Genomic DNA, 12,714 nt, shown 5'->3' on the forward strand with positions numbered 1-12,714 from the left:
TCTAAACATACTGCGTCTATCATACTATTTCCCGATTGGGTTGGCCACCAAATCAACAATCGTACCGGTTCGCAACAAAACCAGATAACGATGGTTAACCGGCTTGGTTTGCAGCCGGGTCAATGCCTGTGCATAAAGGTTCAACTGACCGCGATAACGCGCCACTAATACTTCAGGATCAGGTTCGTGATCCGTTTTATAATCAAAAAGCGTCACCCCATCGGTATCACTGACATAACCGTCAATGATCCCGTGAATCAGAACATCTTCGCCGGGGTCATCCTTCATGCCTTCGAATAACCGATCTGCCGGCAACAACATGGAAAATGGCACTTCCCGATGAACTTGCTGCGGTTTGGCCTGCAGCAGGCGACCCAAGTCAGTCGCAAAAAAGCGCACTAGTGCGGACAAGTCAATACGGGTGGCTACTTCCTTAGGGATAGCGCCCGTGGTTATCAGATGGCGTCGTAGTTCATCAAGGCTTGTATGCGTCACCGGTTGCGTCAGGTCTACCAGTTGCAACAACAAATGGGTGGCGGTGCCGACTTCGGTCGCACTGACGCCACCTGCCGATTGGGTCAGAAAAGCCGGTGCGGCTAAGTCCCCCAGCGGTGGTTGTGCTCCCAAAAACCGATCGGCACCCACCAGTTCCATCGTATCCGGGTCATCAAAGGCGCGTTTGATTTCAGAAACACTTTGGAAGCCGGCAGTGGTGGTGGCGGCCTGAAATGGATACTGCTGCTTGAACCAGCTGCTTAAGTCGAGTGACGGCGCTTCAGTCGGAGCTGATTTTGTAGCGGTGGCCGCCGGTTTAACTTGCGGATTAACCTCGATTTCAATGGCAAATTCGGTTGAATCACCGATGAGAGCAGGCTTTACGGTAGTTTCGGCTAAACCTTTGACTTGGGGATGGCGAATCAGTGCCGGACCGATCCAATCCAGGTAATTTGTCGCGGCGCTGCGAATCTGGGGAGCCAGTACCAGTTCTTCGCCTTCTGCTTCTTTAGCCCATCTTGCCACCGTTTTGTCGGCAGATGTGAGTTGCTGGCCGCTCATCGTTGCCCCAACAACATATAGCCGTTGCTGCGCTCGGGTTAAGGCGACATACAGCAGCCGCATTTCTTCAGCAAGCGTCTGATTTTGGCGGGCGGCTTTTGCGGCCTGATACTGCGGTAATTCGTATTCAACCCGGGTTTCCGGATCCAGCCATTTAACGCCGATGCCATTTTTGGTCAAAATGGCCGCGCCGCGTTGATCACGTCGATTAAAATGTTTATTGGTTTGCATGACAAAAACGACCGGGAATTCGAGGCCCTTACTTTTATGAATCGTCATTAACCTAACCGCGTCTTGATCCGGATCGACTTGGGCAGGTGTGGCGAGATCCTGATCCTGTTTCTGCATGAGGGTGATGAAATGAATAAAGGCAAACAGGCCCTTAAATCCGCCTGATTCATACGTTTGGGCCCGGTCAATCAAGGCTTGCAAATTGGCCTGACGTTGACTGCCACCGGGGGTTCCACCGACATAATCGAGAAAACCGGTTTCTTGATAAATCGCCCATAGCAAGGTCACAAGATCATTTTCCCGTGCGAGGTCACGAAAATGTTTTAACTGCTGGAAAAATTGTGTGAGTGTTGCGTGGGTTTGCTTGGCTAACGGCGTGGACGGTGTCGCAGCCAAAAAGGCAGTGACTGCATCATAGTAAGGAACCTGTTTAGCTGCTAGGCGAATGAGCGCTAGTTGATCCGCTGACAGTCCGACAATTGGCGAACGCAAAACCGCAACTAATGGAATATCCTGCTTGGGGTTGTCAATAATCTTAAGCAACGCAAGCATGACCATCAGTTCGGTGGTTTTAAAGAAGTTCTTCGTATCCGCCACGAACAGCGGTACGCCGGCTGCAGCAAACTGTGTCTGGATCAGACTGTTTTGTGTGGTTTGGCGGGTTAACAAGGTGATGTCACGATAATGGATCCGACGGTAAGTTTGATTCGCCCGGTCCCATAACTTCGCCTCCGGATCCTCAACCAATCGCTGAATTTCGGCAATGACCATTTGGGTTTGGCCGGTGGCGACATCTAAAGGTTCATCATCGTCTTCATTTTCAGGCAAATCAGGTGCATCAGTACTCTCGTCATCCTCATCTGAGGTGGCCTTGCTGTATAACAGCATTTTGACCGCCGGATGGCATTCGCCGTAATCCACGGCCCCATACTTCAAAGCGGCGCGATCATCGTAGCTTAAGTCTCCCACCTCTGGATCCATGATTTGGCTGAAAATAAGATTGGTGAATGCCAACACATTCTTGGTTGAGCGAAAGTTCTCTGCCAGAATAATCCGTTCGGGAGCGGTAGGATCACTGGGCTGATCGGCAAAAGATTGGTATTTATGAATGAAGAGTTGCGGATCGGCTAACCGAAAGCCATAGATGCTTTGCTTGACATCCCCTACCATGAAGCGGTCACCGGGGTCAGAGGTGCTGACAGCTGCTAATAATGCTTCCTGCAGCGGACTGATATCCTGATATTCATCGACCATCACTTCATCGAAGCTAGCACGATAATTCTCGGCAATCGGTGCACCGGTTTGGGGATCCTGTTGCTGCAGAATCTTCAACGCGTTGTGGGCGATGTCGCTATAATCCTGGACATGACGATCTGCTTTTTCAGCGGTTAAGGCCGCCAAAAACTGTCGTGCCACTTTTGTCAACATTTGCATCATTGGCTGAACCGTCTGCAGCAGATCCTTGATTTGTTCACCTGTCAGTGCAAATTCCGGCGCAACTTGTTTTTGCCATGTGGTTTTGGCCGCATCACGTAATTGTTTAGCCGCTTTTTTGGTTGCTTTATCATTGTCATCAAGCCCTTTCCTGGTGCTCGACCATGTTTCAAATTGATGATCAGCCAAAACGGCTCGGACCGTGTCATAAGTCGGGGCGGCATTTTCCAATAAATGTTGCAGTGGTGCCAGATCGGCTTCGATTTGGCGCTGCCAGATCGGGTTGGGTAATTGATCGGCCAGTGCTGCTGCTTGGGTGAGATCTGTGGTGATTTGCAGTAATTTTTGTTTCATCCGCGGCCAGATCTGGGTGTTGAAGGTTTGCTCCCACGCCTCGGGTGCATACGGTTCGGCTAATTGACGCAAATAGGCTTCAGGATCGGTCGTCGCCGCTGCTTGACGCATTAGCTCAAACATCAAATCCTGGAGGCCACTGTCATCACGGTCACCGCTAAAATTAGCCGTTAACTGCTCAAAAGCGGCGGCATCGTCACCAGCATAGAATTGCTCGCGTAAGTCATTCCACACGCGTTCCTGCAACATATAACGTTCTGTTTCATCCGTAAGTAACCGAAAACCAGGATCAAGATCGATGACGTAATAGTAGGTTTGGACAATCTGCAGGCTAAAAGCATCCAAAGTACTGATTTTGGCCGCGTTCACCATCGCAATCTGATTGGCTAAATGGCGGCGGTCCTCGGCATTGAGTTCATGCCGTTTTTGCGTCAGTGTCTGCTTTAAAGCCGACTGAATTTTGGTCCGCATTTCGGCGGTTGCTGCGCGGGTAAAAGTGACGATCAACATTCTGGTGATATCGGCATGCTGTTTGAGGATCTTCTGAATAATCCGTTCAACTAACACCGTCGTTTTGCCGCTACCGGCAGAAGCAGAAACCAGCACATCATGGCCATGATGATCGATCGCTGCCTGTTGAGACGAAGTAAATTTTGTCATGATTGCGGTGTCTCCTTTTTAGAATCTGGCGTCTGCTTAGGGTCCGTTGTGAGGCGATTGACGACATCTTTCCGTTTTAATTTAGGAACATGATGATAATGATCAAAGCCGGTTGCCGGATCAAAAAGCATGATGCTTTGGTAATCACTGCGACTGACGACTTCTGAGGATTGACCGTATTGGAAAGGTGCCAGGTCAATATTGCCGGAGAGAATTTGAGTGGCCGCATCGATGATCAGTGCTTGATTGTGTGCCAAGTAAGCGCGTAAATCATCCGGCGTTAAAATATTCGACTGACTACGGTTGAAGCTGCCATCCTTTTTAAACCCTAACGGAGCAACCTCGCTAGCGCCGCCACTTTCCGGTGAAATCGTGCGATCAACCGCGGCGAGTTCGTCACCATGATTGGCAACCAGAAAACCCAGATACTTGAATTTCTTGAGCCGCTCAATGACCGGTTCCAACGTCGGTGTGTATTGAAGCGTTGGATCCTGAAGATGAAAATACAATGCTCCGGCCGGGACAAACGGCGGGTCGACAGGAACGTTTGTCATGGCTTCAATGTACGTCAGCATTTGCAAGGCAATCCCGTAATAGGCATCACTGTCATTAAACCGATGCTGGGTACTCTTATAGTCAACAATGATAAAGCGGCGCGCATTCGGTTCACGATAAACATCTAAGCGATCGATTTTGCCGCGAACGTTGACGCGGCCACCATGCGGCAACGGCCAGGATAACCCCGGCAAGCCTTTGGTGTCCCCGATTCGTCCAAATTGCAATTCGGTGCGCAGCGGACGAAACCCACTGCGTTGTTGTTGCTGGCGCATGTTGACCAGTACTTGGATCAGTAGCCGGCTTAAACGTCTGGTCAGATAGAGCATGCGATGCGTGCTGCCGAGAATTTCGTAGCCCGGCTGGCTGGCAATGTCTTCGACAAGTGGCGGAATGGCGGCAGCGATGACGGCTGGGTCAACGTCTGCCAGTGCCACATGTTCTTCGCGTAGTTGGGTCAAATAGCGATCCAGCACCGCATGAAACAGGCTGCCGGTGTCGGCTGGTGAAAGTTCGAATTCCGGGCGCGGTTGCAGGAGCAAGCCGTACTTGAGAAAATATTCAAAGTGGTTCAGATAGTAAGTTTCAAGCCGGGAAACCGACACATTCATGTCCCGCCCGTAAAGTTGGATAGCTAAATCCGGATCAAGGCGCCCCGGATCATTTTGATAGGTTAAGCTACCGGCGAGGCGGCGGGATAACGTTGCCAAATCGGTTTGTTTCAACGCCGCCAAAACACTTTGCCACGCTTGACCCAACGGCAGCTTTTGTTGTTGGGCATCACCAGCAGTGCGCACAAAGTCACTCAACATTGCCCGCGGACTGCCTAAAACGGTTTCGACTGGCGTTGTCAGCGAAACCGGCGCCCAGGCGGTTGGCGTTAGGTGCAGTGCATTTCCCATTTGCTGAAAATAAGGTGAGGCCTGATTTTCGCTGTTTTCCTGGGCGTTTTGAACCGGATAGCTCAACGTCAATTCGTCTGACGCTGCCATGAAGCCTAGGTAATTGATAAATGGATCGCCTAAAGTCGTTGCCGGTCCCTGTTCAGGCAAGAAGCGATCATCCGGCAATTGAGCAGCCAACAATTGGCGCTCCTCACTGTTCAACACGCCATCATCAGTGGGAACATCCGGCATGGCCGTATTGGTTGCACCAATGACGAATACATGTTTTGCCTTCGCTAGCCGCACCAATCCGGTTTCAGAAATAACAACCGCGTCAAGCGTCGCTGGAATCTGGGTGTACGTGGCACTGGCAAATCCCGCGGCCAGCAATTCGTGAAACTGCTCCCGGTCAAATTTGGCACTGCCCAAGATCGTGACATAGTCGTCCAATAACGCGGTAAAAGTGGTCCACGCCTGTTCATGGGCGCGGTTGCGGGTCAGATCACCGGCGTCACTGGCAGTTTGTCGCCAAGCGCGCAGTTGATCAACAACGCCATTTGCGTCCAACCAACGATACAGGTCACCTGCAGCCTCCGCCCCTGTTTTTGCGGTCTGCCACTGTTTTAGCAACGTTGGGACGGTTTGGGCGATCAACGTTTTAATCGCATTGATCTGCGCGGTTTTAGCAGCTTCCGGATCCATCTGCGGATCATCGGCGTCAGGATTGCGCTGAAAATAGCGCCATGCAGCTGGTTGCGTCCAGCGCTGCTTCCCGGCAATGCCCGTCCGCACTAGGTGGTTATCCGTTGTGTCCACTGCATCCCGAAATTCGGCCAGTGACATCCCTTCCGGCAACAATAGTTCTGTGTGTAGTAGACGCATGACATCCTGATACTGATAATCGTGTTTTTGAATTGCAAACAGACTTTCCATCAGGACAACTAGCGGATGGTCCTTCATCGGTCGTTGCAAATCAGTAAACTGCGGGATCGAAAATTCGGCAAAAATCGCCGGAATCACGGTTGCATAGGGTTCCAATCGTCGTGCTAAAATCAGGAAATCACGATAGCGCGCACCATGCCGAACTGCGCGATAAATGTGCTGAGCCACATGCCGCAGTTCCTGATACGGGTCGGTCGCGATGGCCAGATGAATTTGCTCACCGGTTTCAGAAGTCGGAGCTGTTGATGGTTGCAGGTCCGTATTGGCCTCCCACCAATTTGCAACTTGTTGCATGCCGCGACTGATTTGACGAGGTGCCGCAAATCGATCCGGGCGAATCGGAACATGCAGCGTTTTCGCCTTTTGATAAAGCCGTTGATAAAGTCGGCCAGCGGGTAAAAATAAGTTGGGAGCAACAGGCGGATTAAGCGGATAGGGCTTATTCAAAACTAACCCGAGCGTTACCTCGGCGGCCGTTTCGAGCATGGTTTCGACTAACGCGGACTCGGAAGCAGAAAATACGTTAAAATCATTGAGATAGATAAACGTATGGCTTAGGTCCTGCGTGCGCATGGCTTGCTGCAAGCCACTCAGTAAACTTGCGGTCGTGGCATAAGGGCCGATTTCTGCTTCATATTGGTCAAGAATGATTCCCAAATCGCGCAACTTCGCGCGATGCCGATCACCGGGAGCTAAAGCCGATACCGTATGCATCAGATCTTCGGCCGTGATGCGGCCGATCATCAATTCGCTTAGTTGATCGGCAAGTTGCGTCACAAAACCGGTATGTTGCGCTTCGCCGGCATAAATGGTCAAGTCGTCTTGCCGATCAGCCAGAATTTTGGCCACCAACATGGTATTGCTTGCCTGATCAAGCCGTGGTTGTTGATAAAGTGGCGTGTTTTTCAAATAAAACCAGGCCAGACGCGAAAATGACAGTACCTGCACCCGACTCTGAGCGTACGCATCCGCCTCACCCTGTTGCAATTGGCGCAAGCGTTTGAGAAGATCGATTTCTGCTTCGAATTTAATATGGTTCGGCACTAAAAAGAAAATCTGATTTTGCGGATCAGCCGCGAGTTGTTCCTGGATCATAGCTGCCATGGTTTGGGCATGATCCCTTGTTGCGTCGCCTAAAATAAACTGCAGCCCCATGCTGTGCCTCCTCAAGTTTCAATCAATGGTGATGATGACTTATGCTTTAGTCTAGCATAACTAAGTAGTGTCCGATCGGCGTTTGCGCTATCATAAGTAAAGAATATTAACGAGGTGTTTATATGGAAATCGGGACGGGTAAAAGTTACGCAAAAATTATTCTTATTGGGGAGCACGCGGTCGTTTATGGGGAACCCGCTATTGCGCTTCCGGTCAAAAGCATCGGCTTGTCAGCACGGGTGGCGCCGCTGCCTGATGGTCGCCAAGAGGTGACGTCGGCTTTTTTTACCGGTGATTTGAACGCGGGTCAGCTGACCAACTTTGCCGGCATTGCCATGCTGATTCGCCGGTTGCTTGTGTTCTTCGATGCCAGTAAGCAAGGTTTTCACCTCACCATTACTAGTGCCTTGCCATCTGAGCGAGGAATGGGATCATCAGCTGCAACTGCGGTGGCGGTCGTGCGGGCCTTTTACGATGCGTTTCAGACGCCGTTAACGCGCACGGCGTTGTTGAACTGGGCCGATATTTCCGAAAAAGCGCTACATGGCAACCCCAGCGGCTTAGATGCAGCAACGGCTAGTGCCGAAAAGCCGCAGTGGTTTGTTCGGGGCAAATCATTGCGGTCAATCATGATGCCGCGGAATGGCGTTTTGCTCATTGCTGATACCGGCATTGCGGGTCAAACCAAAGTCGCGGTCGATCTTGTCGCGCAAAAGCTTAAACAGGCGCCTAAAGTTTATCGACCGCTTATTACGGACATCGGCACCGCGGTTCGCCAGGCAGCATTAGCTTTGGCACAGGATGATATCATCATGTTAGGGCAACTATTGAATCGCGATCAGGCCGATTTGGCTGCACTTGGTGTCAGTAGTCCGGAGCTGGATCGATTGATTAATGTCGCCATCGATCACGGCGCATATGGGGCTAAATTAACTGGCTCCGGCATGGGCGGCTGTATGATTGCCCTTGCTGCAGAAGACCAGGCGCCGACGATTATTCAGGCGCTTAAAGCAGCTAATGCGGTCAAGGTCTGGGAATATCACTTTGAAACGAAATGAGGCACCTATGACAACTTACGCACGTGCGCATACGAATATTGCGCTCATTAAATACTGGGGTAAAGCTGACAAGAAGTTTATGTTGCCGGCAACGAGCAGCATTTCTCTGACGCTGAACGATTTTTATACAGATACAGCGGTGACGTTTGATTCAACACTTTCAGAAGACCAGTTTGTCCTCAATGATCAACCACAATCGCCAGTCGCTGTCAGCCGGTTCTTGGATCACGTCCGGAAGTTAGCTAATATTAAAACCCGCGCCCGGGTGAGCTCGTTGAACCACGTACCAACTGCTGCCGGTTTGGCCAGTTCTGCCTCGGCATTTGCGGCATTGGCATTGGCCGCCAGTCGTGCCGCTGGCTTAGATTTATCCCCGACCGACTTATCGCGTTTGGCTCGGCGCGGATCCGGCTCGGCAACCCGATCGATTTTTGGCGGCGCCGTCATCTGGCATCGCGGCTTTGACGATGCCTCTTCATTTGCCGAACCCTTGGCGATTCAGCCGACCTTGCCGTTACGCATGTTGGTTGTCACCGTTTCGGATCAGAAAAAAGCGGTCAGTTCCCGCACCGGCATGGCCAATACGGCCGCAACCAGCCCTTATTACCAGGCGTGGGTGGAGGCTAACGAAACCTTGATAAGTCCCATGATCACGGCGTTGGCTGAAGACGATTTTGACACGATCGGCGCGCTCACTGAATTGTCAAGTATGCGTATGCACGCTGCGATCATGGCTGAAGAGCCGCCGTTTACCTATTTTCTGCCAGAAACCTTACGCGCCTGGCAATTGGTGCAGGAACAGCGCCGACTCGGTATTCCGGCCTTTGTTACTATGGATGCGGGACCTAATGTCAAAATTCTCACAACGGCACCCTATGTGGATGTGCTCATGACCGCATTGCGGCCAGCTTTCGGTGATCGCATCCTCAGCACTAAAATTGGCCCAGACGCTCAAGTGATTACAAAGGAGCAGTTTGATGACACAGAGTCAGCAATCACATCGCAAGGATGAGCACGTCTTCTTGGCGGAAAAATATTTCAAAGCCGATGCTAATGCCGGGTTTGATCAAATCCGACTGCTTCATCGTGCGCTTCCGGAAACGGCCTTAGCTGATGTTGATCTGACGCCTCCGTTACCTTTTGGGTGGCGCTGGCCGATTTATATTAACGCGATGACTGGCGGTTCGCCACAGACCGGCAAATTGAATACCCAACTCGGCGGATTGGCAAATGCGTTGGGTGTTGCAATTGCCAGTGGTTCGCAGTCAGTCGCCTTGCATGATCCCGAGTTGAGTTCAACATTCACGACATTACGGCAACACAATCCTGATGGCTTTATTCTGGCTAACATCGGTGCCGGTCATGATGTACACGCAGCCAAGAAGGCAGTGGCCATGTTGCACGCGAATGCGCTGGAGGTGCATTTGAATGCGGCGCAGGAAGTTGTTATGCCTGAAGGTGATCGCGACTTTTTATGGCAGGACAACATTCAGGCGATCGCGGCGGGAGTCTCCGTCCCGGTGGTGGCAAAAGAAGTCGGTAACGGATTTATTCGTGAAGACTTGCAGACCTTGCAACAGCTTGGTATCCGCTATGTCGATGTAGGCGGTCGTGGCGGCACCAATTTTGCCGTCATTGAAAATGCACGCCGGCCGCAGCAGGACTTTGCGTATATGCGGGACTGGGGTCAGACGACGGCTGAATCCTTGCTTGAAGCCCGGGGTTTGCCGCTGACGATTCTGGCGACCGGTGGCGTTCGTTCACCGCTAGATGTGGTCAAGGCGCAGCGGTTAGGCGCACACGCGGTCGGGATTAGCGGACTTGTGCTTCATCATTTGATTCAAACCGGCTATGCCGCAACCCTTGCTTATTTTCAGGAGTTTCTACACCAGATCCGGCAACTCTATGCATTGCTTGGCGTCACAAACTGGCAAGCTTTGCAAAGTGCTCCCGCCCTTCTCGGCACCGAGCTGGAGCATTATCGCCGTGCTCGCAATTTGCCGGCGATTTGACCGTTAACAGCAGTGGGTCCGGCAAAAAAGATGATCTAAGAGTCAAAAGTCGCACTCTTGGATCATCTTTTTTAATACCGATTACTGGCTAAACGCGCAGCCCTTTTGGATAAAAGTTCTTGATGGTGCCATTGACCAATTTGCCGATCGCAAACGGTTTGTGTTCAAACGTGAGTAACACAAATCGCTTACCAGCGGCGGTTGCCGATAAGGTTTCACCATGGCGATAGCGGGCATAATCACCCTGATCAACCTCGATGACGGTCTGAAACGTATTTGCCGATAATGCGGTGGCCAAACTGTGGCTGGGTTCGAAACGTTTTTTGCGAAAACTGCCAAGTTCCAAACCTGCCCGCACCACTTTGACCCGGTCAAATGGCAGCATGGTTGCTGGCAGCAATGACAAGAAATCACCGTGACGATAGAATTGCCCGGTTAACGGCTGATTTAAACTGGTCGCAAAAAAGTCGCGGACCTCTTCCATTGCTGGCTTCGCTAAAGGTTTGACTGAAACCGTTGCAGGTGTGTGCACCGTTTTTTCGCCAGCTAGGCGTAATTTAGCCACAAAATGACCTTCGCCGCGCAGCCGATGTGGGAACAAGCGTACCGTTTTGGCTAACTCTTGGTTGCCATCGGCCCATTCCGGTCGCCCGGCTTCCATTCCCGAATAGGTTTTGATGGGCTCAACTGTCATGTCATAGTTTGCCAGTAACCATGCGATGATTTGCTCGTCTTCTTCCGGACTGAAGGTGCATGTCGAATAAATCAACTCGCCGCCGGGTTGCAGCATTTTAACGGCCGCTTGCAGAATCTGCTTCTGTCTGGCAGCGCATTCGGCCGGATAATCGCGATGCCAATATTGAACCGCATCCGGATCCTTGCGAAACATGCCTTCGCCTGAACACGGTGCATCAACCAAAATTCGGTCAAATGTTTGCGGCCAAGCCTTCGCCAACGTGTCGGGATCATTATTGGTCACCAAAATGTTTTGACTGCCCCAGCGCTCGAGATTGCCGGATAACACCTTGGATCGGGCCGGGTTGATTTCATTGCTAACGAGCAACCCGGTATCGCCCAGATAACTAGCCAATTGCGTCGACTTACCGCCAGGAGCGGCGCAAAGATCAAGAAGCCGTTCACCTGCTTGTGGCGCAGCGACCGTGCCCACAAACTGAGCGCTGGGTTCCTGGCTGTAAACGAGACCGGCCACATGATCAATATCGTTTCCGGCAATTTTGCCGTAATACCCCCAAGGACTCCAAGGAACAGGATCATCCGTTGCTTCATCCAGCGGCCAGGGTTTGGCGGGATCACGCCGGAAGCCACTCACCGGTGCTGCATCAAAACTGGCCAAAAAAGCCGCTGCATCCGCACCTAATAGCCGGGTATATTTTTCTTTAAAAGCTTCAGGTAGTTGCACTTGTTCGATCCTTTCTGCGAATTAAGTAACGCAGGAAAATAATAGTGGCGATCGTTAAAATAACCAGAAAACTCCAGATATTGGTCCGGGTGGTAAAGTAGAACCACCAATTGGCAAACAGGCCGCCGAGAAACAGACTGATGCCCACGTGACTAGCACAGCTAGATAAAACACCGCGTAAATATCTGGCACGCATGTTGATTTCCAAGCCGGATGTTTGTAACGGCCCGATCAACGTCACCATCAATAAACTTAAGATTCCTGCTCCCATTAGCAGTAACACACAGAATAAAGCAGTTTGCCCATAAGCGCGCCACCAGGTAGCCGCATCGCTGTCGCTAAAATGAACGCGATGGACACGACTTGCCCGTAAAATAGTTTTCAATGTCTTACTATGCTGATTGGCGCCATCGACATAAATTTTAACGTGCTTCAAGGTCAGACCTTCATTCGCCATACTCGGCGAAGCATTCAGGAAAACTGCTTTGTTAAGGGGGCTGCCCTTGCGCGTACCGACTGTCCCCATGACCGGAATGTACTGGCTGTTAACACTCAGATAACGTTGATTATTACTGCCGGTATAAAGCTTATCTGCTAAATCATGGCCGACCACCGCCACGGGCAGACTTGAGGCAAAATCCCCCGTTGAAAACCATTGTCCGGTTTCCACTGGAAGACTCGCGACCGACCCACGTTGATACACGTAAACCAGCTGTTTCGTCACAAACTGCACTTGGTAACCGGAAAAATCGGTTTTCTCAAGCTCAGCCACCGCCTTCGTCACACTTCGCGAACTGCTCGTGACATATTCCTGCGCCATTTCAGACATCCCAAGATGATCCAGCTGACTGGCATATTCATTTTGATCATGCTGCGACCAAACCAACCCAGCCAAAATCGCCAAGCCGATCCATAGAAAATCAATCAAAAATAATTTTTTCACGAGACCCTCC

The 12,714-nt window shown here is 51.2% G+C and carries 7 protein-coding genes; 3 read left to right on the top strand and 4 right to left on the bottom strand.

The window, feature by feature from the left end:
• Positions 1-24 precede the first annotated feature (24 nt).
• A complete protein-coding gene (gene addA, locus LACSTY_RS07325; protein ID WP_087912182.1) occupies positions 25-3,735 on the bottom strand; it encodes a helicase-exonuclease AddAB subunit AddA in 3,711 nt (1,236 codons plus the stop codon).
• Positions 3,732-7,271, bottom strand: a complete 3,540-nt coding sequence (locus tag LACSTY_RS07330; RefSeq protein ID WP_087912183.1) for a PD-(D/E)XK nuclease family protein — start codon at positions 7,269-7,271, stop codon at positions 3,732-3,734. Before LACSTY_RS07330 ends, addA begins: the two co-directional genes overlap by 4 nt.
• Before the next feature lie 122 nt (positions 7,272-7,393).
• Here LACSTY_RS07330 and mvk point away from each other — a divergent pair, with 122 nt between their 5' ends.
• The 3 genes from mvk to fni are packed head-to-tail and all read left to right on the top strand — an operon-like array spanning position 7,394 to position 10,341.
• Positions 7,394-8,329: a mevalonate kinase gene (gene mvk / locus LACSTY_RS07335; RefSeq protein ID WP_087912184.1), complete on the top strand. Its 936-nt coding sequence runs from the start codon at positions 7,394-7,396 to the stop codon at positions 8,327-8,329.
• A gap of 7 nt (positions 8,330-8,336) precedes the next feature.
• Positions 8,337-9,341: a diphosphomevalonate decarboxylase gene (gene mvaD, locus LACSTY_RS07340; protein WP_087912185.1), complete on the top strand. Its 1,005-nt coding sequence runs from the start codon at positions 8,337-8,339 to the stop codon at positions 9,339-9,341.
• Complete coding sequence (gene fni / locus LACSTY_RS07345) at positions 9,307-10,341, top strand: type 2 isopentenyl-diphosphate Delta-isomerase (protein ID WP_087912186.1); 1,035 nt, start codon at positions 9,307-9,309, stop codon at positions 10,339-10,341. Before mvaD ends, fni begins: the two co-directional genes overlap by 35 nt.
• 88 nt (positions 10,342-10,429) lie before the next feature.
• On the opposite strand, the gene LACSTY_RS07350 is transcribed toward fni, so the two are convergent.
• Complete coding sequence (locus LACSTY_RS07350; protein WP_087912187.1) at positions 10,430-11,761, bottom strand: RsmF rRNA methyltransferase first C-terminal domain-containing protein; 1,332 nt, start codon at positions 11,759-11,761, stop codon at positions 10,430-10,432.
• Complete coding sequence (locus tag LACSTY_RS07355) at positions 11,748-12,704, bottom strand: ABC transporter permease (RefSeq protein WP_087912188.1); 957 nt, start codon at positions 12,702-12,704, stop codon at positions 11,748-11,750. Before LACSTY_RS07355 ends, LACSTY_RS07350 begins: the two co-directional genes overlap by 14 nt.
• Positions 12,705-12,714 lie beyond the last annotated feature (10 nt).

Source organism: Lacticaseibacillus styriensis (assembly GCF_030770295.1).
GTDB lineage: Bacteria > Bacillota > Bacilli > Lactobacillales > Lactobacillaceae > Lacticaseibacillus > Lacticaseibacillus casei.